The 26,156-nt window shown below is 65.2% G+C and carries 24 protein-coding genes; 15 read left to right on the forward strand and 9 right to left on the reverse strand.

All coding sequences use genetic code 11. From position 1 onward, the window contains the following. Positions 1-9 precede the first annotated feature (9 nt). The 5 genes from ftsZ to KM031_RS13500 all read left to right on the forward strand — a co-directional run bounded on the left by ftsZ (position 10) and on the right by KM031_RS13500 (position 5,808). Positions 10-1,668, forward strand: coding sequence for a cell division protein FtsZ (gene ftsZ, locus KM031_RS13480; RefSeq protein ID WP_215506157.1), 1,659 nt, complete (start codon positions 10-12; stop codon positions 1,666-1,668). A gap of 247 nt (positions 1,669-1,915) precedes the next feature. Beyond that, positions 1,916-2,836, forward strand: a complete 921-nt coding sequence (gene lpxC / locus KM031_RS13485; protein WP_215506158.1) for a UDP-3-O-acyl-N-acetylglucosamine deacetylase — start codon at positions 1,916-1,918, stop codon at positions 2,834-2,836. A 162-nt stretch (positions 2,837-2,998) separates the two neighbouring features. Continuing rightward, complete coding sequence (locus KM031_RS13490) at positions 2,999-3,841, forward strand: outer membrane protein assembly factor BamD (protein ID WP_215506209.1); 843 nt, start codon at positions 2,999-3,001, stop codon at positions 3,839-3,841. 35 nt (positions 3,842-3,876) lie between these two features. Next, positions 3,877-5,520 (forward strand): DNA repair protein RecN, encoded by a 1,644-nt coding sequence (recN, locus tag KM031_RS13495; protein ID WP_215506159.1) that lies wholly within the window; start codon positions 3,877-3,879, stop codon positions 5,518-5,520. A 123-nt stretch (positions 5,521-5,643) separates the two neighbouring features. Next, positions 5,644-5,808 (forward strand): DUF3563 family protein, encoded by a 165-nt coding sequence (locus KM031_RS13500; RefSeq protein WP_215506160.1) that lies wholly within the window; start codon positions 5,644-5,646, stop codon positions 5,806-5,808. A gap of 2 nt (positions 5,809-5,810) precedes the next feature. Here the strand turns inward: KM031_RS13500 and KM031_RS13505 are convergent, their stop codons facing one another. The 4 genes from KM031_RS13505 to KM031_RS13520 form a co-directional block, all read right to left on the reverse strand. Next, complete coding sequence (locus KM031_RS13505; protein ID WP_215506161.1) at positions 5,811-6,194, reverse strand: SgcJ/EcaC family oxidoreductase; 384 nt, start codon at positions 6,192-6,194, stop codon at positions 5,811-5,813. Further along, a complete protein-coding gene (locus tag KM031_RS13510; RefSeq protein WP_215506162.1) occupies positions 6,181-7,560 on the reverse strand; it encodes an FAD-binding oxidoreductase in 1,380 nt (459 codons plus the stop codon). Before KM031_RS13510 ends, KM031_RS13505 begins: the two co-directional genes overlap by 14 nt. 65 nt (positions 7,561-7,625) lie before the next feature. Continuing rightward, positions 7,626-8,267 carry a DUF1638 domain-containing protein gene (locus KM031_RS13515; RefSeq protein ID WP_215506163.1) on the reverse strand — a complete coding sequence of 214 codons (642 nt, stop codon included), beginning with the start codon at positions 8,265-8,267 and terminating at the stop codon, positions 7,626-7,628. 121 nt (positions 8,268-8,388) lie between these two features. After that, positions 8,389-9,087: a cobalamin B12-binding domain-containing protein gene (locus KM031_RS13520; protein WP_215506164.1), complete on the reverse strand. Its 699-nt coding sequence runs from the start codon at positions 9,085-9,087 to the stop codon at positions 8,389-8,391. A 165-nt stretch (positions 9,088-9,252) separates the two neighbouring features. On the opposite strand from KM031_RS13520, the gene KM031_RS13525 reads away from it, so the two are divergent. Continuing rightward, positions 9,253-10,341 carry a PA0069 family radical SAM protein gene (locus KM031_RS13525; protein ID WP_215506165.1) on the forward strand — a complete coding sequence of 363 codons (1,089 nt, stop codon included), beginning with the start codon at positions 9,253-9,255 and terminating at the stop codon, positions 10,339-10,341. Positions 10,342-10,415: 74 nt separating this feature from the next. Here KM031_RS13525 and KM031_RS13530 read toward each other — a convergent pair whose 3' ends face one another. From KM031_RS13530 to KM031_RS13550, 5 genes are all read right to left on the reverse strand, one after another. Then, positions 10,416-11,810: a glutamine synthetase family protein gene (locus KM031_RS13530; RefSeq protein WP_215506166.1), complete on the reverse strand. Its 1,395-nt coding sequence runs from the start codon at positions 11,808-11,810 to the stop codon at positions 10,416-10,418. Continuing rightward, positions 11,807-13,195, reverse strand: coding sequence for an aspartate aminotransferase family protein (locus KM031_RS13535; RefSeq protein ID WP_215506167.1), 1,389 nt, complete (start codon positions 13,193-13,195; stop codon positions 11,807-11,809). Before KM031_RS13535 ends, KM031_RS13530 begins: the two co-directional genes overlap by 4 nt. Positions 13,196-13,387: 192 nt before the next feature. Next, entirely contained in the window at positions 13,388-14,959 is a 1,572-nt protein-coding gene (locus KM031_RS13540; protein WP_215506168.1) for a 5-guanidino-2-oxopentanoate decarboxylase, read from the reverse strand. A 48-nt stretch (positions 14,960-15,007) separates the two neighbouring features. Then, positions 15,008-16,195, reverse strand: coding sequence for a pyridoxal phosphate-dependent aminotransferase (locus KM031_RS13545; protein ID WP_215506169.1), 1,188 nt, complete (start codon positions 16,193-16,195; stop codon positions 15,008-15,010). Next, a complete protein-coding gene (locus tag KM031_RS13550; RefSeq protein ID WP_215506170.1) occupies positions 16,192-16,857 on the reverse strand; it encodes a TetR/AcrR family transcriptional regulator in 666 nt (221 codons plus the stop codon). Before KM031_RS13550 ends, KM031_RS13545 begins: the two co-directional genes overlap by 4 nt. Before the next feature lie 73 nt (positions 16,858-16,930). Between KM031_RS13550 and KM031_RS13555 the strand changes: the two genes are divergently transcribed. From KM031_RS13555 to rpsA, 9 genes are all read left to right on the forward strand, one after another. Continuing rightward, a complete protein-coding gene (locus KM031_RS13555) occupies positions 16,931-17,707 on the forward strand; it encodes an ABC transporter ATP-binding protein (protein ID WP_215506171.1) in 777 nt (258 codons plus the stop codon). A gap of 34 nt (positions 17,708-17,741) precedes the next feature. Further along, the gene (locus KM031_RS13560; protein WP_215506172.1) at positions 17,742-18,512 is read left to right on the forward strand and encodes a transporter substrate-binding domain-containing protein; all 771 of its coding nucleotides are present in this window, start codon (positions 17,742-17,744) and stop codon (positions 18,510-18,512) included. A gap of 5 nt (positions 18,513-18,517) precedes the next feature. Beyond that, the gene (locus KM031_RS13565; RefSeq protein ID WP_370879014.1) at positions 18,518-19,261 is read left to right on the forward strand and encodes an ABC transporter permease; all 744 of its coding nucleotides are present in this window, start codon (positions 18,518-18,520) and stop codon (positions 19,259-19,261) included. After that, the gene (locus KM031_RS13570) at positions 19,258-20,028 is read left to right on the forward strand and encodes an ABC transporter permease (RefSeq protein WP_215506173.1); all 771 of its coding nucleotides are present in this window, start codon (positions 19,258-19,260) and stop codon (positions 20,026-20,028) included. The genes KM031_RS13565 and KM031_RS13570 overlap by 4 nt, the downstream gene beginning before the upstream one ends. A gap of 181 nt (positions 20,029-20,209) precedes the next feature. Further along, positions 20,210-20,914: a tRNA (guanine(46)-N(7))-methyltransferase TrmB gene (trmB, locus tag KM031_RS13575; protein WP_215506174.1), complete on the forward strand. Its 705-nt coding sequence runs from the start codon at positions 20,210-20,212 to the stop codon at positions 20,912-20,914. 90 nt (positions 20,915-21,004) lie between these two features. Next, positions 21,005-22,060, forward strand: a complete 1,056-nt coding sequence (locus tag KM031_RS13580) for an amidohydrolase family protein (RefSeq protein ID WP_215506175.1) — start codon at positions 21,005-21,007, stop codon at positions 22,058-22,060. 162 nt (positions 22,061-22,222) lie between these two features. Beyond that, complete coding sequence (gene aroA, locus KM031_RS13585; protein WP_215506176.1) at positions 22,223-23,569, forward strand: 3-phosphoshikimate 1-carboxyvinyltransferase; 1,347 nt, start codon at positions 22,223-22,225, stop codon at positions 23,567-23,569. 43 nt (positions 23,570-23,612) lie between these two features. Next, positions 23,613-24,215, forward strand: coding sequence for a (d)CMP kinase (locus KM031_RS13590; protein ID WP_215506177.1), 603 nt, complete (start codon positions 23,613-23,615; stop codon positions 24,213-24,215). A 179-nt stretch (positions 24,216-24,394) separates the two neighbouring features. After that, positions 24,395-26,080 carry a 30S ribosomal protein S1 gene (gene rpsA / locus KM031_RS13595; RefSeq protein WP_215506178.1) on the forward strand — a complete coding sequence of 562 codons (1,686 nt, stop codon included), beginning with the start codon at positions 24,395-24,397 and terminating at the stop codon, positions 26,078-26,080. Positions 26,081-26,156: the final 76 nt, after the last annotated feature.

Consider the following 26,156-nt stretch of genomic DNA (forward strand, 5'->3'; position numbering starts at 1 on the left):
GGATTGGCAATGACTCTGAATCTGATGATGACCTCCCAGCGCGAAGAGCTGAAGCCGCGCATTACTGTGTTTGGCGTCGGCGGTGCGGGCGGCAATGCCGTCAACAACATGATCGACAAGAATCTGGAGGGGGTGGAGTTCGTTGTTGCGAATACGGATGCCCAGGCACTCCAGCAAAGCAACGCAACCGCCAAGATCCAGATGGGGCCGAAGGTCACAGAAGGTCTGGGGGCAGGGGCGCGCCCGACGGTCGGCGCTGCCGCCGCCGAAGAAACCATCGAAGCCATCGTGGATCATCTGGCAGGGGCGCATATGTGCTTCATCACCGCCGGCATGGGCGGTGGCACGGGAACCGGCGCTGCACCGATCATCGCGCAGGCCGCGCGTGAGCTGGGCGTGCTGACGGTCGGTGTTGTCACCAAACCGTTCCAGTTCGAAGGCAACAAGCGGATGCGTCAGGCCGAGGAGGGCATCGAGGCCCTGCAAAAGGTCGTCGATACGCTGATCATCATTCCGAACCAGAACCTGTTCCGTCTGGCCAACGAACGCACCACCTTTACCGAAGCCTTCGCCATGGCCGATGACGTTCTGTATCAGGGCGTCAAGGGCGTGACCGATCTGATGGTGCGCCCCGGCCTGATCAACCTCGACTTTGCCGACGTGCGCTCGGTGATGGACGAGATGGGCAAGGCCATGATGGGTACCGGCGAAGCCTCGGGCGAAGATCGCGCCGTGCAGGCCGCCGAAAAGGCCATCGCCAACCCGCTGCTGGATGAAATCAGCCTGAACGGTGCCAAGGGTGTGCTGATCAATATCACCGGCGGCTATGATCTGACCCTGTTCGAACTGGACGAGGCCGCCAATATCATCCGCGAAAAAGTGGACCCGGATGCCAATATCATCGTGGGCTCGACGCTCGACACCTCGATGGAAGGCATGATCCGCGTGTCTGTCGTGGCCACCGGCATCGACGCTTCCGCTTCGAACCGTGCCGAAACCCCGGCACGCCGCCCGATGGCGCAGCAGCCTGCCTTTACCCCGGCCGCCGAGCCGCGCGTTGAAGCCCGTCCGGCTGTGACGGTTTCGGTCGTTCCGGCGCAGCAGCCCGCTCCGGCCCCGCAGCAGCATTACCAGCCGCAGATGGCCCAGCCGACCCCGAGCCTGTTTGACGCGCCGCAACAGCAGCCCGCCAGCTTTGCCCCGATGGCCGAGCCGGAGCATGTTGTCATGGATGACATGCCGCCCCCGGCCTATCGTCCGCAGCAGCCTGCCGCCGCCCCGGCGCGTAGCCTTGCTGCGCATGACGAAGATGCGGCAGCCTTTGTCGCCCCGCGTCCGCGCGCCGCTGGCCAGCCCTCGCCCGAGGCGATGGCCCGTCTGCAAGCCGCTGTGACCAAGAACCCGGCAACGGCCCAGCGTCCCCAGCAACCGGCCCCGCAACCGCGCGGTGCCGCCCCGGCAGCCCCGGCCCGGCCCGCCGCGGAAAAGCCGCGCTTCGGCATCGGGTCGCTGATCAACCGCATGGCTGGCCACACGGCAGAGCCCGCAGCGGAACGTCCGGCCCCGCGCCAGCAGCCGCAAGTGACCCATTATGACGACGAGCCGGAGCTTTCCGCCGATCAGGAACGCATCGAAATTCCGGCATTCCTGCGCCGTCAGGCCAACTGACCCGCGATTGTGCGGTCACAATTTGTCAAGAGAAAGCCCGGGTGACCGGGCTTTTTCTTTTGTATTTTCAGGGTGTTGCTGCTGAATTGGCGGAATGTTGCACCACCTTTGTCCGACTGTTACATCCGGTTACAAAGAGTGAGTTGAGCAAAACCGCCCCCGGACTTACCTAGACATCGCGGCCATGACCTTGTGGATAACCTGGGGAAGTGCGCCGTGGAACTCTGGTCCATCTTGGGGGCTGAACGTGCAGAACACCTTGAAATCCGCTGCGGTCTTTACTGGCCTTGGCCTGCACTCGGGGGAACCCGTGCGCATGGTGGTACGTCCGGCTGCCGCCGAGACGGGCATCTGGTTCCGTCGCACCGACCTGTCGGCAGGGGATGTGATGATCCCGGCGCGCTGGGATGCGGTTGTGCCCTCCAAGCTCTGCACGCTGGTCGCCAATCCGTCGGGTGTGTCGGTGTCGACCATCGAACATATCATGGCGGCGCTTGCCGGCTGTGCGATCCACAATGCGATCATCGACATTGACGGGCCGGAAGTGCCGATCCTTGATGGCTCGTCCGTGTCCTTTGTCGACCGTTTCCTGCAAGTGGGTCTGGTGGCGCAAGCCGCCCCCGTGCGTGCCATCCGCGTGCTGAAAACCGTGGAGGTCGGCGAGGGCGAGGCCGTGGCCCGGCTGGAGCCGTCGGACATGCTGGAGATCGACTTCCAGATCGACTTTACCGAAGCCGCCATCGGCCGTCAGGAAAAAACCCTGAACATGGCGAATGGCGCTTTTGTGCGCGAGCTGTGCGACAGCCGCACCTTCTGTCTGCAATCCGATGTGGACCGGATGCGCGCCAACGGGCTGGCGCTTGGCGGCACGCTGGAAAATGCCGTGGTGTTCGAGGATGGCCGGGTGCTCAGCCCCGGTGGCCTGCGTCATTCGGATGAGCCGGTGCGCCACAAGATGCTCGACGCCTTGGGCGACCTGTCGCTGGCGGGTGGGCCGATTCTGGGCCGCTATACCGGGGTGCGCGCGGGCCATGCCCTGACCAACCGGCTGCTGCGCGCGCTGTTCGCGCAACCCGAGGCTTGGGCCTATGTGGATTGCAGCACCCAGACCGGCTGCAAGCTGCCGGGTATGGGTGTGCATCGCGGTGATCTGCCGGCGCAGCTCTGAGCGGCATATTCTGCAACGCTGCGCCAACAAAGGCGTTTTGCGCCCCGGATTTTTCTGTGCTAGGACAAGCCAAACAGCCTGGCAGTTCGGTGCCCCCTTGCGCCGCTGCGCGGGTTTGCCCTGCGCGGAAGGGCCGGAATTGACGAGGCGAATGTGCGTAAGATGACAGGCGGAAATTCGGGCGCGGGCATCCTTGGCGGTCTGCTTCTTGCAGCGATGCTGGCAGGGTGTGGCGGCGGCAGTTCCAAGGAAGTGCCGCTGGATACGCTCAGCGCCGAGCAGATCTACAAGCGTGGCGAATTCACGCTGGAGCAAGAGGGCAAACCGGAATCCGCGATCCGCTATTTCGCCGAGGTTGAGCGCCTGTATCCCTATTCCGAATGGGCGCGCCGTGCCTTGATCATGCAGGCCTTCACCTATCATCAGGGTAAGAACTATGAAGACGCCCGTGCCGCCGCACAGCGTTTTCTGGATTATTACCCCGGCGATGAAGAAGCCGCCTATGCCAAATACCTGATGGCGCTGTCCTATTATGACCAGATCGACGAAGTGGGCCGCGATCAGGGGCTGACCTTCCAGGCGCTTCAGGCGCTGCGCGAAGTGATCGAAGAATACCCCAATTCCGAATATGCCCGCTCGGCGATTCTGAAGTTCGACCTGGCGTTCGACCATCTGGCCGCCAAAGAGATGGAGATCGGGCGCTATTACCTGAAGAAGGGGCACTACACCTCGGCGATCAACCGCTTCCGTGTGGTGGTGCAGGACTTCCAGACCACGACGCATACCGCCGAAGCGTTGCACCGTCTGGTCGAGGCCTATCTGGCGCTCGGCTTTACCGATGAGGCGCAGACGGCCGGGGCGATTCTGGGCCACAACTATCAGTCCAGCCCGTTCTATGACGACAGCTATAAACTGCTGACCGGGCGGGGCCTGTCGATGGAGGCCAAGGGCGACAGCTGGCTGAGCAAGGTTTACCGTCAGGTGATCAAGGGCGAATGGCTGTAAGGATGGCGGGGTAAGCCTCGCCTGCGGGAACCAAGATGCTGCGTTCGCTCGATATCCGGGACATGCTGATCATTGATCGGCTCTCGCTGTTGTTTCAGCCGGGGCTGAATGTGCTGACCGGGGAAACCGGGGCAGGCAAATCCATTCTGCTGGACAGTCTGGGCTTTGTGCTGGGCTGGCGTGGTCGGGCCGAACTGGTGCGGCAGGGGGCCGAACAGGGCGAAGTGGTCGCGGTGTTCGACCTGCCGCCCGCCCATGCCGCCCGGGATGTTCTGGCAGAATACGGGATCGAGGCCGAGGACGAACTGATCCTGCGCCGGATCAACCATGCCGATGGCCGCAAGACCGCCTGGGTCAATGACCGCCGCGTCTCTGGCGAGGTGCTGCGCGCGCTGTCGGACCGGCTGGTGGAACTGCATGGCCAGCATGACGACCGGGGTCTGCTGAACCCGCGGGGGCACCGGCAGATGCTTGATGCTTATGCCGGGCTGGATCTGGCCCCGGCGCGCGCCGCATGGTCGGCCCTGGCCAGCAGCAAGAAGCAGCTTGCGGCGGCGGAAGGGGCCTTGGCGGCAGTGCAGGCCGAAGAATCCTTCCTGCGTCATGCGGTGGCCGAACTGGACAAGCTGAACCCTGAATCGGGCGAAGAGGCGGTGCTCGACACCCGCCGCCGCGCCATGCAGGCATCGGAGAAAATCCGCGCGGATGTGGCGCGGGCGGCGGCCACCCTGTCAGAGCAGGGGGCCGAGGCGATGCTGCTGGAGGCGCTGCGGCGGCTGGAAGGGGCGGCGGATCAGGCCGATGGCGCGCTGGATGCGCCGATTGCCGCGTTGAACCGCGTGCTGATGGAATTGGGCGAGGCGCAATCCGGCGTGGATCGGTGCCTTTCGGCGCTGGATTTCAACCCGGCAGAGCTGGAGGCGCTGGAAGAGCGACTGTTCGCCATCCGGGCGCTGGCGCGCAAACATTCGGTGCTGCCGGACGATCTGGGCGGTTTCGCCGAAGGGCTGCGGACCCGGCTGGAGGCGCTCGATGGCGGGGCGCAGAACATTGCGGCACTGACGCGGGCAGTGGCGCTGGCGCAAGACAGCTATGATGCAGCGTCGGCAGAGTTGACCGCCATCCGGCGTGCGGCGGCGCTGCGACTGGATGCGGCGATGGCAGCAGAGCTGGCCCCGCTCAAGATGGAGCGGGCGGTGTTTGTCACCCATGTGACCGAGGGCGATCCGGGGCCGGAGGGGCGCGATGCGGTGGCCTTTACCGTGGCCACCAATCCGGGTGCCCCGGCAGGGCCGCTGAACCGCATCGCCTCGGGCGGTGAGCTGAGCCGGTTCCTGCTGGCGCTGAAGGTCTGCCTGACCGGCGATACCCCCGGCATGACGCTGATCTTTGACGAGATCGACAGGGGCGTCGGCGGGGCCACGGCGGATGCGGTGGGGCGCAGACTCAAGGCGCTGGCGACGGGCGCGCAGGTTCTGGTGGTGACACACAGCCCGCAGGTTGCGGCGCTCGGGGCGCATCACTGGCGGGTGGAAAAGCGGGTTGTGGCTGATATGACGACCTCGACTGTCACACCGCTGGACGGGGCCGCGCGGATCGAAGAGATCGGGCGGATGCTGTCGGGCGACAGCGTGTCGGATGCCGCGCGCGAGGCCGCCCGCGCCCTGCTGGCAGGCTAGACCGCCGCGACGAGTTTTGCTGCGTTGCAGAAAATGCAAGGCGGCACGGCGCAGGTGGCGGTTGTTCTGTCAGCCCCTATGACCCATATTGAGCGCAGGGAGGCTAACCATACGAGGTTCGCCATGTTGTCCACCGTGACCAAAATCATCCGCGCGCTGCGCATTCCGACCGCCGAAGAACTGGAGCAATCCTATCTGAGCAGCGCACGGGATCGCATTGACCTTGAACACCGTCAGCGCGAAATCGACAGCGGAAAATTCCGCCGTCACTATTCCGCCTATTACTGAGCTCAGCCGTCCGTGGCGCTGAATTGCAGCGTCACGGCCTGCCAGCCTTCGGGTTTTGCGACCAGCGTGGCAATCAGCAGCGCGCCGATGCGGCCAAGGTCGCGGCCTTCGGCATCGACAAGGCCAGACAGGACGAACCGCTGATGCAGCACGGCGGCCCCCGGCCCCAGCGGGCGCAGCTTGCCCTTGCCAGTGACCAGACGGGCGCGGCTGAACAGGCCGGTCAGTTCTGCCTCGAAGGCAGCGGTGATGGCGGTGCGGCCTTCGCACCACAGCCCGGTCAGGGTCAGCATATCTGCGTCCTCGCAGGCCAGTTGTGCCAGCCCCTTGGCGTCGCGCGCGCTCCAGAGGGTGACGAAGCTGCGGGTGAAATCATCCGGCGTCATGCGGCGGCACCAATTTTCCGGGGTTGAGGATATTGTCGGGGTCCAGCGCATGTTTCAGCGTGCCCATGACCGCCCAGGCGTCACCATGTTCGGCCTGCATATAGGCCAGCTTGCCCATGCCGATGCCATGTTCGCCGCTGACCGTGCCGCCCAACCTTAGGGCGCGTTCGGCCATGCGGCTGGCCAGCGCCTTGGCGGTTGCGGCCTCGGCGCGGCTTTCGGAGTCAATCAGCAGGATGGCATGAAAATTGCCATCGCCCACATGGCCAAGGATCGGCCCCGGAATACCGCTTTCGGCGATATCGGCCCGCGTTTCCTCGACCGCCTCGGCCAGTTTTGAAATGGGCACACAGACATCGGTCACAATCGCCGTGGCACCGGGTCGCGAGGCGAGGCAGGCCGGGTAGGCGGCATGGCGCATCCTCCACAGCGCGCTGCGCTCCTCGGGCTTTTCGGCCCAGCGAAACCCGGTGCAGTCATGGCTTTCGGCAATCTCGCCAAAACGCGCGGCCTGTTCGGCGACACCTGCGGGAGAGCCGTGAAACTCCACCAGCAAATGCGGGGCCAGCGGCAGGTTTTGCTGGGCATGGGCGTTGCAGGCGGCAACCGCCGCCGGATCGAGAAATTCGATCCGCGCCATCGGCAGACCGGACTGAATGGTTTCGATCACGCAATCGACCGCCGCCCCCATGCTGGCAAAGGCGCAGACCGCCGCCGACACCGCTTCGGGCTGGCCATGCAGGCGCAGCGTCAGTTCGGTGATCAGACCCAGCGTGCCCTCTGACCCGACAAACAGCGCCGTCAGATCATAGCCCGCGCTGGATTTCGGCGCGGCCGTGCCGGTGCGGATCAGCCGACCATCGGCCAGCGCCACCTCCAGCCCCAGCACCGCGTCGCGCATCGTGCCATAGCGCACCGCCGTCGTTCCCGAGGCGCGGGTGGCAGCCATACCGCCCAGCGAGGCATTGGCCCCCGGATCGACCGGGAAGAACAGCCCCGTCGCCCGCAATTCGCGGTTCAGATCTTCGCGTGTGATGCCGGGCTGCACCCGCACCAGCATGTCTTCGGGGCTGACCGACAGCACGCGGTTCATGCGTACGAAATCCACACTCACGCCGCCATGCAGCGGCAGGGCATGCCCCTCCAGCGAAGTGCCGGCCCCCCAGCCGATCACCGGCAGCCGATGTGCGGCGCAGATCCGCAGGATCGCGGCCACCTCGGCGCTGGTTTCGGGAAAGACCACTGCATCGGGCAGGCCGGTGCGGATATGGGTCTCGCTTTGCGCATGGGCGGCGCAGACGGGGCGGGCGGTGCTGAACCTGTCGCCCAGCAGGGCGGAAAGGGCCGAAAGTGCGGGGGCTGTCATGCCGGGCGTCCTTGCATTTTCGCCACCCTAAAGAAGCGGGCAGGCAAGGGAAAGGCCGGGCGGTATCAGCGGGCGGCAACCTGCTCAATCGCCACAGCCAGATCGCCATAGCCGGTAAAGCGGCGTTCATAGGCAAGGCCCAGCCGCGCGGCGCAGTCTGCCGCCTTGGCATCCAGAGCCGGATCGTCGGTCTGCGCCTGATACACCAGCTTGGTGTAATTGCCGAACATCATGCGGATCAGTTCCGGGTGTTTGTCAAACCCCATGGGCCGCCAGACAAAGGCATCGAACTGCCGCACCAGAAAATCGGTGAGGTAGAAGGCGGTGATCTCGTCCTCTGCGATCTTGGCGAAGGTGGCATTGCCTTCAAAGAACGAATAACAATGCGGGCCTTCCAGCATTTCCACGCCCAGCTCGGCGCATTTGGCCTGCAACAGGCCGCCGGTGCCGCAATCGGCATAAAGGATGAACACCGCCTCATAATCCGCGCGATGTTCGGCCACGGCGGCGGCCACGGCATCGGGGATGCGGTCGGGCCAGAGATGCAGATTGGCGGGCAGACATTGCAGATCCAGATGAGCCCAGCCGCCCGCGCGTTTCACGGCCAGCACCTCATGTGCCAGCGCCCCGCAGGCAATCAGCAGGACGCGGCCCTGATGCGCGGGGGCGAGGCCGGTCTCGGTCAGCTTTACATCGTCGGGGCGCATGGCAGCCTTCCTTAGGCGTCTGGCTCAGGTGTGGGGATGGGGCGGCAGCGCGTCAAGGTCCACCCGCAAAAGAAAAGGCGCGCCACCGGGCGCGCCTTTGCAAAAACGAACCAGCGCGCGATCAGGCGCTGAGCTGGTTGTGCTTGCGCGCCACGAACTGCTTGGCGGTTTCCACCGCAACGGCGGCATCGCGGCAATAGGCATCCGCACCGATTGCCCGGCCAAATTCCTCGTTCAGCGGCGCACCGCCGACCAGCACGATGTAATCCTCGCGCATGCCTTTTTCTTTCAGCGTGTCGATGACGACCTTCATGTAAGGCATGGTCGTGGTCAGCAGCGCCGACATGCCAAGAATGTCAGGCTTTTCGGCTTCCAGCGCCTCGAGGTATTTCTCGACCGAATTGTTGATGCCCAGATCCAGCACCTCGAACCCGGCGCCTTCCATCATCATGCCGACAAGGTTCTTGCCGATGTCATGGATGTCGCCCTTCACGGTGCCGATCACCATCTTGCCCATGCGCGGCGCGCCGGTTTCGGCCAGCAGGGGCTTCAGGATGAACATGCCCGCCTTCATGGCATTGGCGGCCAGGAGCACTTCGGGCACGAACAGGATGCCGTCACGGAAATCGGCGCCCACGATGGTCATGCCGGCGACCAGTGCCTTGGTCAGGACATCATAAGGGGTCCAGCCGCGTTCCAGCAGGATCGTCACGCCCTCTTCGATCTCTTCTTTCAGGCCGTCATAGAGATCGTCGTGCATTTGCAGGACCAGCTCATCGTCGGACAGGTCAGAGAGGATGATATCGTCTTCGTCAGCCATGGAAGGGCTCCTGCGGGGATGTGTCTCTCCTTCAATGCGCCGGATGTGCGGGCGGGACTTTTCGCTTTGCGACATGGCGGTAGGTAAAGGCGACAGCGAGAGCCCTTGTCCTTGCAAACCCCGGCTGCCCCTTGCGAATGTTCTTTATTTGTTCTAGTTTTTGCCATGGCCGAACGCGATACAGCACTCAGACCGGAAATACGTGTGCGGGCGCGCGGCGCGCTCGACAATGCGACGGGCCGGTTTGAACGCGAAACCCGTGTTGCCGTCGACGATGGCTGGGATCTGCCAGAGGACGAACGGCTGCTGCGCACCGAGATCCGGGTGGAGCGGCCCCGCTCGGCGCTCAGCTTCAATCGCTCGCCCGATCTGCCGTTTGACCGCTCGGTGAACCCCTATCGCGGCTGTGAACATGGCTGCGTCTATTGCTTTGCCCGGCCCAGCCATGCCTATCTGAACCTGTCGCCGGGCCTCGACTTTGAAACGCGGCTGATTGCCCGCCCCGGTATCGGCGCGGTGCTGGCGCAGGAGATCGGCGCGAAAGCCTATCAGGTTGCGCCCATCGCCATCGGCACCAATACCGACCCCTATCAACCCTGCGAGGCGCAATATGGCGTCATGCGCGAGGTGTTGGAGGTGTTGTCACGCTGGAGCCATCCGGTTGCGATCACCACCAAGGGCGTGCTGGTGGAACGTGACCTCGATCTGCTGGGGCCGATGGGGCAGGCCGGGCTGGCGCGGGTGGGGATCTCGGTCACCACGCTGGATCCGGGTCTGTCGCGCAGCCTTGAACCGCGGGCGGCAGCGCCCGCGCGGCGTCTGGCGGCGATCCGGCGGCTGACCGATGCCGGGGTGCCGGTGCGGGTGATGGTGGCACCCGTCATCCCCGGCCTGACCGACAGCGAGCTGGACGCGATTCTGGCCGAAGCGCGCGCGGCGGGGGCCGTGGCGGCCAGCTGGATCATGCTGCGCTTGCCACGCGAAGTGGCCCCGATGATGAAAGACTGGCTGGAGGCGCGGCTGCCGGGGCGGGCGGCCAAGATCATGGCCCGCATACGCGAGGTGCATGGCGGGCGCGACTATGACGCGACCTTTGGCAAACGCATGCGCGGCGAGGGCCTGTGGTCCGAACTGATTGCCGAACGTTTCCGGCTGGCCTGCGCGCGGCAGGGGCTGGATGTGGCGCAGCCGCCGCTGCGCCGCGACCTGTTCGCGCGCCCCGCACAACCGGGCGATCAGCTCAGCCTGTTCTGATCGGCAGATTTGGACAAACCGCAAACCATCTTGCATTTTGCCCAAATACTCACTTTTGCCAGCGCCGTCGCCCCTTACACCGTATGCAGATACAGATCGAAGTCCACCTCTGACACCGTGCGCGCCACGCGGGCGTATTCGGCGGCCTTGATGGCGGTAAAGGTGCGGTGCATGTCTTCGCCCAGGGCGTCTTTCAGAAAGGCGGAGGCCTTGGCCGCCTCGATGGCCTGCCGCCAGTCCACCGGGATCGGCGGCGCGTCCGGCGCATCGGCATAGCCATTGCCGGTGGTTTCGGGGCCGGGGTCGATCTTGCCGCGCAGACCGTGGCGCAGGCCCGCAAGCACGGTCGCCGCCACTAGATAGGGGTTGGCATCCACACCCGCCGGGCGATGTTCGATCCGCCGCGCCTTGATGTCACCGGCGGGGATGCGCAGCGCGACCGAGCGGTTGTTCACCCCCCATGTCGGGCTGACCGGCGCATAGGACTGGCTGGCAAACCGCCGCCAGCTGTTGGCATGGGGTGCAAAGACCAGCATGGATTCACCCATGGTGGCACGCATCCCGCCCAGAGCGTGCAGGATCGTGTCGGACCACTGGCCCTCCTGCGCCTCCATGAACACATTGCGCCCCGCATCATCCTGCAACGACACATGGAAATGCATGCCCGAGCCGGCATAGTCCTCGTTCGGTTTGGCCATGAAGCAGGCAGTCACGCCATGGGCGCGGGCCTGCGCGCGCACGATGCGTTTCAGCCGCATCAGATCATCCGCCGCCTGCATCACATCGGCGCGGTAATGCAGAGTCAGCTCATATTGGCCGGGCGCATATTCCGAGATCATGGTTTCGGCCATGATGCCCGCCTTGGCCGCCCCGGCATAGATGTCGGAAAACAGCGGCAGCATCCCGTGCAGGTGATCGACGGAATAGACCTCGGTCTTGCTGGAGGGGCGGCCATCCAGCACGTCACGGGCGGGCACCATCTTGCCGTTCGCGTCACGCTCATTGGCCAGCAGGAAGAACTCCAGCTCGAACGCGCCGGCCGGATGCAGCCCTTCGGCGGCCAGCGCATCGACCTGCCGTTGCAACGCGTGGCGCGGATCGGAGGTCATCTTGTTGCCCTCCAGATCATACATCGACATGAACACCTCGCCGCGTGGCGGCTGGGTGTTGTGCAGCGGCTTCAGCGTGCCGGGGATCGGCCAGGCGCGCAGATCCCCATCGCCCTGATCCCAGATCAGCCCGGTTTCATGCACATCCTCGCCGCAGATATCCAGCCCGAGGATGGAGATCGGCAGATGCCGTCCGCTTTTGTAAAAGCCGGACAGTTCATGGCGGCGGATGATCTTGCCGCGCCCGATGCCATTGGCGTCGTGCAGCACGATGTCAAACGCCTCGATCTCGGGATGGGCGGCGAGGAAGGCTTCGGCCTCGGCAAGGGTGGAGCCGGAGGGGGAGGGGAGATCGGTCATATCGCAAACAGCTCTGTCAGAATTTCGTCAAAGGCGGCAATCAGGCGGTCAATCTGGCGGGTTCTGGTCGCCGGGCTGATCAGCATCATGTTGTGGAACGGGGCAATCAAGCAGCCGCGGTTCAGCAGGGCGGTGTGCAGTGCTGCCTCCACCTGTGGCTGATGCGCAGCGGCGGCTTCGGCACCGTTGCGCAGCGGGCCGGGGGCGCAGATGAATTCAACCCGCGCGCCGACGCGCACGACATGCCAAGGCGCCTGATGCGCGGCAATCACCCGCGACAGGCCCTTGGCCAGACGGGCGGCGCCTTTTTCCATGCGGGCATAGGCCTTTGCCGTCATCACCTCGGCCAGCGTGGCGCGCAGGCAGGCGAATTGCATCGGATTGGCCGAGAGTGTGGTGCCCATGCCGGAATGGCCCGCCGGGCGCTGCGCGTCATAGGCGGCAAAGCGGCGGGCCAGGTCGGCGGTCATGCCCCAGACGGCGGTCGGCATGCCGCCTGCGACGCATTTGCCGACCACGAACATGTCGGGCACCAGCCCATGCACCGCGGTATAGCCGCCAAGGCCCGAGGAAATCGTATGGGTCTCGTCGATGATCAGCACCGCGCCATTGCGGGTGGCAAGGTCGCGCAGCCCGGCATGGAAACCGGGATCGGGCAGGACCATGCAGGAATTGGTCATCACCGGCTCGGTCAGGATGGCGGCAATCTCGCCCGAGGCCAGCGCCGCCTCGACAGCCGTCAGATCGTTGAATTCGACGCAGGTGGCGGTCTGCGACAGATCGCTGATCTGGCCGACAAGACCGGGGCGGGCGACGGTCTGACCATCGTGCAGCGCCACCATCGTGTCATCGACCGTGCCATGGTAACAGCCGTTGAACACCAGCACCTTGGGCCGCCCGGTGACCGCCCGCGCCACCCGCAGGGCAAAGCGGTTGGCATCGGTGGCGGTGGTGGCGATCTGCCATTGAAACGCGCCGAAGCGCTGGGTCAGCAGATCTGCGGCGGCCAGCGCAGCCTCGGTCGGCAGCATATAGGTCAGGCCATGGCGCGCCTGTTTGCGGATGGCCTTGGCCACCGGGGCTGGGGAATGGCCGAACATGGAGCCGGTATCGCCCAGACAGAAATCGTCGATGCCGTAGCCATCCAGATCGGTCAGGGCCGCGCCCTTGGCCTCGGCCACCAGCATCGGGAAGGGCATCGGCCAATCCTTCATCCAGTGCATCGGCACACCATCCAGAAAATGCTGGCTGCCCGCCGCCAGCGCCGCGCGGGTTTTCGGGCGCGATGCGGCAAAGCGCTTGGCTTCGCGGGTGGCCAGCGCCGTGAGCCGCTCGGGGCGGATACCGGCGATGCGGGGGTCTGGGGTCGGCTGGGCTTTGGCCATGGGTCAGCTCCGGCAACGGGGGATGACCGGCTTATGCGGGATAATTTGATCAAATTCAAGGTGGCGTTTTGCCAAAGTGACAGATCGCCCAGATATCACCCAGAAAGGGGGGGCCAGCGACGCGGGCATCGAGCCCGCCCCGCTGGCATTGCCATGGGATGCGCAACCGGCGCGCGGTGACCGACGGCGGGATCAGTCGGCGCGGATCTCGATCAGGCGCGGGCCGGTGCAGCGGGGGCCGAGGGCGCGGCGCAAGTCCTCGGCCTTGCTGGCGACCGACTGGAACGGCAGATCGCAGGCGGCAGCGAAGGGCTCCAGCCGCAGCGGCGTCGGATCGCAGCCCAGCACCGGCACGTTGACGGCGCGCATCGCCTCGGCAATCTCGCCAAAGCCATGATTGTTCCATACAAGGAAGGTGACGGGCAGTTGTTCGTCCCGCGCGGTGCGCAGCTCTCCGGGCGAGAATTGCAGCCCGCCATCGCCGATCAGGCAGATCACCGGCGTGCCGGGGGAGGCGAGGGCGGCGCCGATGGCGGCACCGGGGCCAAAGCCAAGCGCGCCATAGCCGGTGGCGGCGTTGAACCAGCCACCGGGGCGATCGTGGTCGTAGTATAGATTGCCCGCATAGACCGGCTGGGTGCTGTCGCCCACGATCAGCGCGCCGGGCAGGGTGTCGCGGATCGTGTCGAGCAGGGTGATCTGGTGGCGCATCGCCTCGGTCAGCTCGGCCAGCGCCGCTGTGCGGGTCTCGGCGGCGCGGGCTGCCCCGTCAGCCTGTCGGGCCGACAGCAGTGGCAGCAGGCCGACAAGGCTGGCTCCGCAATCGGCCTGCAGGGTCAGGGCGGCGGGGTGGCGGGCGAGCTGTTCGGCGCAAAGATCGACGCGGATCATGCCCGACACATCGGGAAAGCCGCCGCGCAAATACATATCGTAATCGGTGGGGCCGAATTCGGTGCCAAGCGCCAGAATCTGATCCGACGCGGCGATCAGCGCCCGGGTCGCCTCCAGCGAGGGCGAGGCAGGCACGCAGAGCGGATGGCCATGGAGCAGCCCGCGCGCATTGGCGGTTTGCACCACCGGGGCATCCAGCGCTTCGGCCACGGCCAGCACTGCGGCCCCGCATTGGCGCGCGCCGCCGCCGACAAGGATCAGCGGGCGGCGGGCGGCATTGAGTCGCTGCGCCGCCTCGGCCAGCTGCGCCGGATCGGGATGGCGCATCGGCGCGGGCAGCGGCGGGCGCGGCAGCGCGGCGGGCAACGGCATCACATCGGTGGGCACCTCGATATGCACCGGGCCGGGGCGGCCCGTGGTCAGCGCGGCAAAGGCGCGGGTGAGCACCGGCTCCAGCATGTCGGGGCTGGTGATCTGGAAGCTGGGGCAGAGGCTGCGCACCATCGCGCCCTGATCCGGCAATTCATGCAGCAGGCCAAGCCCCTGACCCAGACTGTCGCGCCGGTTCACGCCGGAAATGATCAGCACCGGCACCGAATCCTCGCGTGATTGCGCCATGGCGGTCAGCGCATTGGTCAGGCCGGGGCCAGTGATCACAAAGGCCACGCCGGGTTTGCCCGATACCCGGGCATAGCCATCGGCCATGAAGGCTGCCCCCTGTTCGTGGCGCGCGGTGACATGGCGGATGCCCGAGCCGGGCAGGCCGCGATAAAGCTCGATCGTATGCACGCCGGGGATGCCGAACACCACTTCGACGCCACGCGCCTTCAGGCCCGCGACAAGGGCTTCACCGACGGAAAGGGCTTTGGTCATGGGCAGATTCCTGTGCAAGCAGAGGTGCAACCGGGGACGGCGTGGCGCTCAGGCCGCCTTGTCCAGCAGACGGGCGGCATGGCGGGCGATGCGGGCGCAGCCTTCCAGAACGATGTCATCCGGCTGGCTGAGGGCGAAGCGCAACCAGCCCGACAGCGCCGCGCCAAAGCTTTCACCGGGCATCACCGCCACATGCTCGGCCTCCAGCAGAGAGGCCGCGAAAGCCTCGCCCGACAGCCCGGTTTCACGCACGTCGATCAGGGCGAACATGCCGGCATCGGGGCGATGCACGCGCAGGCCCGCCGTGCCATTCAGCCGGTCATGAATCAGGCCAGCGCGGCGCTGAAAACGGTCGACCATGCCGGGGGCCACGGCAGAGGGATGGTTGACGGCCTGTGCCGTCATATCCGCGATGAAGGGCTGATTGCCGAACAGCATGGTTTCCGACAGCGGCAACAGCCGGTCGGCAAAGTCTGCCGGGCCGATGCACCAGCCCGAACGGAAGCCGGGGGCGGCATGGGATTTGGAGATCGAGGCACAGGCAATGCTGCGCTCCGCCAGTTCCGGCAGATCAAGCGGCGAGGCAAAGGCCACCCCGTCAAAGACCAGATCCTCATAGACCTCGTCCGACACGATCCACAGATCATGCTGCACCGCCAGCGCGCCAAGCGCCGCGATGTCGTCGCGGGTCAGCACCGCGCCGGTGGGGTTGTGTGGCGTGTTCAGAAACAGCACCCGGCTGCGCGGCGTGATCGCCGCCGCCACATCTGCCACGCGCAGGCGGAAGCCGTGTTCGGGGCGCAGTGTCACCGGCACGGGCTGCGCCCCCGTGGCGCGGATCAGTCCTTCATAGGTGGCATACATCGGATCGCCGATGATCACCTCGTCGCCGCTTTCGACCAGCGCCATCAGCACCGCAAACAGCGTGGTCTGCGTGCCCGGAAAACACATCACCTGTTCGGGGCCGAAATGACGGCCGCGCCGGGTGCTGTAGCGGGCGGCGAGGGCGCGCAGCAGGCCCGGCTCTCCGCGGCCATTGGAATAGCCGGTGCGACCGGATTCCATCGACCGGGCGGCGGTCTCGATCAGTTCGGGCGGGCAGGGGGCATCGGGTTCGCCAATGGTGAATTCCAGCACCGGGGTGCCTGCGGCCTTCATCTTGCGGGCGCGGGCGTGGATTTCCCATTTTGCCCCGCCCAGACCGGCGAGACGTTCAGTGATGCTGGCGTATTTCATGGGGCGGACTCCGGTAAGGGGGCACCGTCTGTCGGTGACAGATACGGCAGAAGATCATGGCCGGTGATGGCACCGACAGCTTGCAGCGCGATTTGTTCCAGCTCGCCCGGGGCAAAGGCCGAGGGCAGCGCGCAACCTTCAAGCCACAGACCGTCGATCACGCCGTTGCAGGCGATGGCCATGGCGCGGTGGCGGGTCGGGTCATTCGGTGCGGGCAGGGCGGCGATCAGGCCCTGCAAGGTATCGCGGTAGCCCAGATAGGTTTCGGCATGGACAGCGGCCATATCCGCATCGCGCCGCACCTGATGGATGAAGCCGGCCCAAAGCCCCATGCGGCGCGGATCGAGCACCGGCGGGCGCAGCGCTGCGGCCACATAATCGGCCAGACGGGCGCGGGGATCGGCGGGGGCCTGATCGAGCACCGTGGCATTGTCGCTGTTCATGCGCTGCATCAGCGCGCGATATGCCTCGCGGGTCAGTTCTTCCTTGGACTGGAAGTAATGGCGGATCAGGCCGGGGGTGACGCCTGCCCGATCCGCGATGGCGCGCACCGTGGCCGATCCGGGCCCGCCTTCGGAGATCAGATCAAGCGCTGCGGAAATCAGCGCATCGCGCCGCCGCTCTTCGCCTTCGCGTCTGAATTTGCGCCGTTCGCCGGTCATCGTCGCCTCAATTATACACTTGCATAATTACAAACTTGTGGTCTTACTGCAATAAGGTAATCACGGAGTCCCGATGACGCAGAGTGAGGGCGGCAGCCGACCTGAGGCAATCCGAATTGAAGGGTTGCACAAATCTTTCGGCCCGATCGAGGTGCTGAAAGGCGTGTCCCTGACCGCGCGCGAGGGTGATGTTGTCGCCATCATCGGCGGTTCCGGCTCTGGCAAATCCACCATGCTGCGCTGCATCAACTTTCTGGAAACGCCGTCGGCAGGCAAGATCGTGATCGGTGGCGAGGCAGTGGAGATGCGCGCGGATGGCACGCCCGCCAATCGTCGCCAGTTGGAGCGGTTGCGCCAGAGCCTTGGCATGGTGTTCCAGCAATTCAATCTGTGGACCCACAAGACCATTCTGGAAAACCTGATCGAAGTGCCGGTGCATGTGCTGGGCTGCCCTAAACCCGAGGCCATCTCACGGGCGCAAAAACTGCTGGACCGGGTGGGGCTGGCGCAAAAGGCCGATGCCTATCCGGCCTTCCTGTCAGGCGGGCAGCAGCAGCGCGCCGCCATCGCCCGCGCCCTGTGCATGGAGCCGCGCGCGATGCTGTTCGATGAACCGACCTCGGCGCTGGACCCCGAACTGGTGGGCGAAGTGCTGAACGTGATCCGCGATCTGGCCGCCGAAGGTCGCACCATGATCCTCGTGACCCATGAAATGAAGTTCGCCCGCGAAGTGGCGAGCCATGTGATCTATCTGCACAACGGCCTGATCGAAGAAGAAGGGCCGCCCGATGCCCTGTTCGGCGCGCCCCGGTCCGACCGGCTGAAACAATTCCTGAAAAGCGTGGGATAACCCACCGAACCGACCAACAGCAAAGAGGTACATAATGAAAAAATTCGCCCTGACCCTGACTGCCGCCCTGCTTCTGTCCGGTGCCGCAATGGCCGAAACCGTAAAGGTGGGCATCGCCTCGGAACCCTATCCGCCCTTCGCCTCGCCGGATGCGTCGGGCAAATGGACCGGATGGGAGATCGAGATGATCGGCGCGGTCTGCAAGGCCGCCGAAATGGAATGCGAGATCGTGCCCGTGGCCTGGGATGGCATCATCCCGGCGCTGACGGCGGGGCAGATCGACGCGATCATGGCCTCGATGTCGATCACCGAAGAACGCATGCAGACCATTGATTTCTCGGACAAGTATTACAACACGCCAGCTATGATCGCCGGGGCGAAAGGCGTCGAGATGACGCCCGATGCAGCAGGGCTGACCGGCAAGATCATCGGTGTGCAGGTCTCGACCATCCACGAAACCTATGTGCAGAAGCACTTCAAGGACGTGGCGGCAGAGATCAAGATCTATACCACGCAGGATGAGGCCAATCAGGATCTTGTGGCGGGCCGGATCGACGCAACGCAGGCCGACAGCATCGCGCTGGATGCCTTCCTCACCTCCGAAGCCGGGGCTGCCTGCTGCGAGTCCAAAGGGGCAGTCGCCAGCGACCCCGAGGTGCTGGGCCTTGGCGCCGGGGTCGGGCTGCGCAAGGGCGAGGATGCGCTGAAGGCAAAGTTCAACGCCGGGATCGCCAAGGTGCTGGAAGACGGCACTTATGAGGCGATTTCCAAGCCCTATTTCGCATCGTCGATCTACGGCGGCTGACGTCCGTGCTGGCGCTGATCGGGGCCGCGGGTGCGGCCTCCACGCTGGAGCTTTTGCAGCTTTCGCCCCCCGGTTGGGGGGCGAACCTGCTGCGCGGATTGATGAATTCGATCCTGATTGCCTCGGGCGCCTTCGGATTGGGCATCTGCATCGGCATTTTCGGGGCTTACGGCAAGCTTTATGGCGGGCCGGTGCTGCGCGATCTGCTGGGCATTTACACGACAGTGGTGCGGGCGGTGCCGGAACTGGTGCTGATCCTGATCCTCTATTACGCGGTGACGGATGCGGTGAACCAGCTGCTGATCTCGTTCGGTTATGCGCGGATCCAGCTGTCGGGGCTGGCGGCGGGCATTGCGGTGCTTGGCGTGGTGCAGGGGGCCTATGCAACCGAGGTGCTGCGCGGGGCCATCCTGGCGGTGCCGGCCGGGCAGATCGAAGCCGCGCGCGCGATGGGCATGCCTGCCGGGCTGCTCGCGCGGCGGATCACGCTTCCCGCCATGCTGTCCTTTGCCATGCCGGGGCTGGCCAATCTGTGGCTGGTGGCCACCAAGGATACCGCGCTGCTGGCGGTGGTCGGCTTTGGCGAGTTGACTCAGGAAACCCGGCAGGCGGCGGGCACGACCAAGGCCTATTTCACCTTCTTCATGGCGGCGGGCATGTTGTATCTGACGCTGTCGATCGGATCGGGCCTGCTGTTCGGGCGGATTGAAAAGTGGGCGCGGCGCGGCCAGCCGGAGGTGCGCGGATGACCGGGTTCTGGCAAACGCATCGGGTGGTGATGGCGCTGGTCGCGCTGGCGCTGCTGGTCTGGTGTGTGCTGCGGCTGCGCTGGGAGTGGTTGCCCGAATACCTGCCGCTGGCGGCGGCGGGCATCTGGCGCACGATCTGGATTCTGGCGGTGACGGTGCTGCTGGGCATGACGCTGGCCATCCCTCTGGGCTTGGCGCAGGCGGTGGGGCCCTGGTATCTGGCCGCACCTGCGCGGGTATTCTGCACCGTGGTGCGCGGCACGCCACTGCTGTTGCAGCTGTGGCTGCTGTATTACGGGCTGGGATCGCTGTTTCCGCAAATTCCCTGGATCCGGGGCAGTGACCTCTGGCCGATCCTGCGGCAGGCCTGGCCCTATGCGGTGCTGGCGCTGACGCTGAGCTTTGCAGGCTATGAGGGCGAGGTGATGCGCGGCGCTTTCCGCAGCGTGCCGAAGGGCCAGCTGGAGGCGGCGCGGGCGATGGGCATGCCACGCTTCACCATCCTGCGCCGGATCTGGCTGCCGCAGGCGCTACACCGCGCGCTGCCGACGCTTGGTGGCGAGACGGTGTTGCAGTTGAAGGCCACGCCGCTGGTGGCGACGATCACGGTGGTGGATATCTATGCCGTCTCCAGCCGGGTGCGGCAGGATACCTTCATCACCTATGAGCCGCTGTTGCTGCTGGCGCTGGTCTATCTGGTGATCACCGGGGTGATCGTGCTGGCCTTCCGCTGGCTGGAGCGGCGGGTGCCCGCCCGCGTCGCCTGACCCCGCCGGATCCAGCGGAGCGCGCTGCCGCGCGCACGCCTCTGTCTCGGCAACCGGGGAAGGCCCGGCTTGCCTTGGGTGCCTGCGGCGCGAGTATTTTGACAAAGAGCAAGATGCAGGGTTGCTTGACCTCTGGAGGGTGGGATTGTAGGGCGCGGGCACTGCCATGGAGGCCCCCGGAATGAGTGAAGATCAAGCTGCCCCTGAACGGCGCAATTTTTATGGCCGTGTGCATGGCAAGACCCTGCGCGCCAGCCAGAAAACCTATCTGGCCGAAGATCTGGAGCGGCTGAGCCTTGCTGGTGTGACGGTGGCCGACAATCCGGCGCGGGTGTCGCTGGATGTGGCGGCCATCACGGGCGGCAGGCCCTTGTGGCTGGAGGTCGGCTTTGGCGGCGGCGAGCATCTGGTGCATATGGCCGCGCGGTATCCCGGGATCGCGATCATCGGCTGTGAGCCTTTCGTGAATGGCATCGCGATGCTGCTGGGCAAGATCCGCGCGGCGGGGGTGGACAATCTGTGCATCCATCCCGGAGACGTGCGCGATCTGTTCGATGTGTTGCCCGATGCCTGTGTGGCCAAGGCTTTTCTCAATTATCCCGACCCCTGGCCCAAGGCCCGGCATCATCGCCGCCGCTTTGTGACGCAGGGCTATCTGAGCGCGCTGGCGCGGGTGATGCAGCCGGGGGCCGAGTTCCGCGTGGCGACCGACATTCCCGATTATGTGCGCCAGACGCTGGAAGAAGTGCCGCAGGCCGGGTTTGATCTGCTGGCGCAGACCGGGCGGGGGGCGGCCTGGGACGACTGGCTGTCGACGCGATACGAGCAGAAGGCGCTGCGCGAAGGCCGCGATCCGCATTACCTGACCTTCCGGCGCCAAGGCTGATCGGTCAGGGCTGATCGGCCAGCGCGCGCCCGGTTAGGCGCGTCTTGGGGCGGATCGGGCAGGCTGATCTCCGTTTGCACCGGAGGGATCATGTCGCGCATCCGCATCACCAATTGCCATGTTCACACCTTTACCGACCGGCATGTTCCGGCGCGCTATCCGCATCTTGTGGTGATGCCGTTCAAGCGGGCGCCCTGGCTGGTGCGGGGGCTGGCAGGGCTGGCGCGGCTGGCCGGGCAGGAGGCGGCGGCGGCATCGCTGCGCCGGTTGCACCGGTTTCAGCGCGCGGCAGGGGTGGCGGATCAGGCCGAGATCTTTGCCGAGCTGGTGGCGCAATATCCGCGCGGCACCCGCTTTGTCGTGCTGCCGATGCAGATGGCGGGCATCGGGCATGGCCGGGTGCGGGCGGGTCTGGCGGCCCAGCATGACGAGCTTGCGGCGCTTGCGGCGGCCCATCCCGGTCTGGTGATCCCCTTTGCCACCTGCGATCCGCGTCTGCCGGGGGCCGCCGAGGAGGTGCGGCGCTGTCTGGAAACGTTGAAGTTTCGCGGGCTGAAGCTTTATCCTCGGCTGGGATATGCGCCAGACCATCCGGTTCTGATGCGCGAGATCTATCCGCTGCTGAATGCCCGTGGGTTGGCGGTGGTCAGCCATTGTTCACGCGGCGGTGTCACGGGGCGGCTGCCCCGGGCACAGGCGGATGAATTTTGCGCGCCGCAGGCCTTTGCGCCGGTGTTGCGCGCCTTTCCGCAGATGCAGGTCAATCTGGCGCATTTTGGCGGCCAGAGTGAGTGGGAGGCCTATATCGGCGAGGGCCTGAACCCCTATGCGCCGCAAGCTGCTGGCAATTGGCTGATCGCGCTGCGGGAGATGATCGAAAGCGGCGCGTTTCCCAATCTCTGGACCGATATTTCCTACACGCTGTTTCAGTCGGATGCCTTCTTGCCGTTTCTGCGCCTGTTCCTTGACCATCCGGCGTTGCGGGCGCGGGTGCTGTTCGGGTCCGATTTCTACATGACCCGGCAGGAAAGCCTGTCGGAGCGGGCGGTTGCGGTGCGGTTGCGGGCAGGGCTGGGCGAGGATCTGTTCCGCCAGATTGCCGAGACCAACCCGGAGCGGTGGTTGCGGGATGCGGCGCGCGGTTGATCCGGGGCCGACAGCCCGCACCAAGGCCCGTGGCAGGTGCTGGGGCGACCTTGACCGGCGGGGGCGATACGCTGCGTGGGCCGGGTCGCCCTTCCTTGGGACTGGACCGGCCCGCGCGCTTGCGCTAACGGAACAACGCATCATTCGCGCGAAGGAAATCCGATGTCTGGCCATGGCGAACCGCAACCGATGACCGCCCGCAAATCGGCGCCGCTCAAGGGCACCGCTGCTGTGCCGGGCGACAAGTCGATCAGCCACCGCGCGCTGATCTTCGGCGCGATGGCGGTGGGCGAGACCAAGATCACCGGGTTGCTGGAAGGGCAGGATGTGCTGGATACCGCTTCGGCCATGCGCGCCTTCGGGGCCGAGGTGATCCGGCATGACGCGGGCAGCTGGTCGGTGCATGGCGTCGGCGTTGGCGGCTTTCGTGAGCCTGCCGACGTGATCGACTGCGGCAATTCCGGCACCGGCGTGCGGCTGATCATGGGCTGCATGGCCACCACGGCGATGAGTGCCACCTTTACCGGCGATGCCTCGCTGCGCAAGCGCCCGATGGGCCGGGTGACGGATCCGCTGAGCCTGTTCGGCGCGCGGGCCTATGGCCGTCAGGGCGGGCGTCTGCCGATGACCTTGGTGGGGGCTGCCAATCCCGTGCCGGTGCGCTACGCCTTGCCGGTTGCCTCGGCGCAGGTGAAATCGGCGGTGCTGCTGGCCGGGCTGAATGCGCCCGGCGACACGGTGGTGATCGAACGCGAGCCGACGCGTGACCATTCCGAACGGATGCTGCTGGGCTTCGGCGCGCAGTTGCATGTCGAAAAAGGCCCCGAGGGCCATGTGATCACCCTGACCGGCCAGCCCGAATTGCGGCCGCAAAGCGTGGCGGTGCCGCGCGATCCGTCCTCGGCGGCGTTTCCGGTCTGTGCGGCGCTGATCGTCGAGGGGTCGGACATTCTTGTGCCCGGTGTCAGCCAGAACCTGACGCGCAATGGCCTCTATCTGACGCTGGTCGAGATGGGCGCCGAGATCGAATTCCAGAACCCGCGCACCGAGGGCGGTGAGCCGGTGGCCGATCTGCGCGTGCGCTTCTCGGGCAATATGAAGGGCATCGAAGTGCCGCCCGAACGCGCGCCCTCGATGATCGACGAATATCCGATCCTGTCGGTGGTGGCGTCTTTTGCCACCGGCAAGACCGTCATGCGCGGCGTGAAAGAGCTTCGGGTCAAGGAATCGGACCGGATCGACGCGATGGCGCGCGGGCTGGAGGCCTGCGGCGTGACCATCGAGGAGGATGAGGACACGCTGATCGTTCACGGCATGGGCGCAGGCGGGATGCCGGGCGGTGCCACGGCGAAAACCCATCTGGATCACCGTATCGCCATGAGCTTTCTGGTGGCGGGCATGGCGTCGCAACAGCCGGTGACGGTAGATGACGCCTCGCCCATCGTCACTTCCTTCCCAATCTTTGAAGGGCTGATGACCGGGCTGGGCGCGCGGTTCGGGCAGGAATGAGCGGGGCGTTCGGCCCCCATGATCTGAAACGGAAAGGCAGCAGATGATTTTCACAGTGGCGATCGACGGACCTGCTGCCGCAGGCAAGGGCACGATCTCGCGGGCGGTGGCTGACCGCTTTGGCTTTGCGCATCTGGATACCGGGCTGCTGTATCGCGCGGTCGGCATGTTGGGCGGTGATCCGGCAACTGCGGCCCGCAATCTGACCGCCGAAGATCTGCAACGGCTGGATCTGCGCTCGCTTGCGGCGGGGGCGGCGGCCAGCCGTGTCGCGGTGATCCCCGAGGTGCGCGCCGCCCTGTTCGATTTCCAGCGCCGCTTTGCCCGGCGCGAGGGCGGGGCGGTTCTGGATGGCCGCGATATCGGCACGGTGATCTGCCCAGATGCCGAGGTGAAGCTTTACGTCACCGCCAGCGCCGAGGTGCGTGCGCGCCGTCGCTGGCTTGAACTGGGCGGTGAGGCTGCGGCCCAGCCCTTTGCCGAGGTTCTGGCCGAGGTGGAAGCGCGCGACGCCCGCGACATGGGCCGCGCCGATGCGCCGCTCAAACCGGCGGCGGATGCCGTGCAGCTTGATACCAGCCTGATGAGCATTGATGAGGCAGTGGCCGCAGCCTTTGCCCATATCACGGCGCATCTGCCGGGCTGAGCGCTACCGCCTTTCCCTTGCCAGCAAGGCACAAAGCCGCTAAGAGGCACCATCCTGAAAAGGGAGTCGCCCGCGCCGGTTTTCCGGGGCGGCCACGCATTTCCGGCCACAGGGCCAGCAAAGACCGGCGGAGCCAACCGCATGGCCAGTCAAATCACGTGTAAAGGAAACTGATCTATATGTGCGCTAAAGCATCCATGGAAGAATTCGAAGCCCTTCTGAAAGAAAGCTTTGAAATTGACACCCCCGAAGAGGGTTCGGTTGTCAAAGGCCGGGTTATCGCGATTGAAGCGGGCCAGGCCATCATCGACGTCGGCTACAAGATGGAAGGCCGCGTTGACCTGAAAGAATTTGCCAACCCCGGCGAAGCCCCCAGCATCAATGTGGGCGACGAGGTTGAAGTGTATCTGGATCGCGTGGAAAATGCCCGTGGCGAAGCCCAGATCAGCCGTGACAAGGCCAAGCGCGAAGAAGCTTGGGACCGTCTGGAAAAAGCCTATGCGAACGAGACCCGCGTCGACGGCGCGATCTTCGGCCGCGTCAAGGGCGGCTTCACTGTCGATCTGGGCGGCGCTGTTGCGTTCCTTCCCGGCTCGCAGGTCGACGTGCGCCCCGTGCGCGACGCTGGCCCGCTGATGGGCATGAAGCAGCCGTTCCAGATCCTGAAAATGGACCGTCGCCGTGGCAACATCGTTGTGTCGCGCCGCGCGATCCTCGAAGAATCGCGTGCCGAACAGCGTGCCGAAGTCATCTCCAATCTGACCGAAGGTCAGACCGTGGATGGTGTGGTCAAGAACATCACCGAATACGGTGCGTTCGTTGATCTGGGCGGCGTGGACGGCCTGCTGCACGTGACCGACATGGCATGGCGCCGCGTCAACCACCCGTCGGAAATCCTTGCCATTGGTGAAACTGTCAAAGTGCAGGTCATCAAGATCAACAAGGAAACCCATCGTATCAGCCTGGGCATGAAGCAGCTCCAGTCCGATCCGTGGGATGCCGTGGAAAAAGCCTACCCGCTGGGTTCGGTCCACAAGGGCCGCGTCACCAACATCACCGATTACGGCGCCTTCGTGGAGCTGGAAGCCGGTGTCGAGGGTCTGGTTCACGTGTCCGAAATGTCCTGGACCAAAAAGAACGTGCACCCCGGCAAGATCGTTTCGACCTCGCAAGAAGTCGACGTCATGGTTCTGGAAATCGACAGCGCCAAGCGCCGTGTGTCGCTTGGCCTCAAGCAGACCCAGCGCAATCCGTGGGAAGTCTTTGCCGAGACGCACCCGGTTGGCACCGCGATTGAAGGCGAAGTCAAGAACATCACCGAATTCGGTCTGTTCGTCGGCCTCGACAATGACATCGACGGCATGGTTCACCTGTCTGACCTGTCCTGGGATCAGCGCGGCGAAGAAGCCATCCAGAACTACCGCAAGGGCGACGTGGTGAAAGCCGCTGTCACCGAAGTGGACATCGAGAAAGAGCGTATCTCGCTCTCGATCAAGGCTCTGGGCGACGACACCTTCACCGATGCAGTCGACGGCGTGAAGCGCGGCTCGATCGTGACCTCGACCGTCACCGCGATCGAAGAAGGCGGCATCGAAGTCGAATACAACGGCATGAAATCCTTCATCCGTCGTTCCGACCTGTCGCGCGACCGGGCAGACCAGCGCCCCGAGCGTTTCCAGATTGGCGACAAAGTCGATGCCCGCGTTACCAACGTGGACAGCAAAACCCGCCGTCTGGGCCTGTCGATCAAGGCCCGCGAAATCGCGGAAGAGAAAGAAGCTGTCGAACAGTATGGCTCGTCCGATTCGGGTGCATCGCTGGGCGATATCCTCAGCGCAGCTCTCAAAGGCGGCGACCGGAACTGATCCTGACCTCGGTCAGGTTGTGCAGGCCCCTCCGAAAGGTGGGGCCTGTGGCCATTCTGGCGGCTTTTTGCTGATC

The organism is Gemmobacter fulvus (assembly GCF_018798885.1).
Taxonomy (GTDB): Bacteria; Pseudomonadota; Alphaproteobacteria; order Rhodobacterales; family Rhodobacteraceae; genus Gemmobacter; species Gemmobacter fulvus.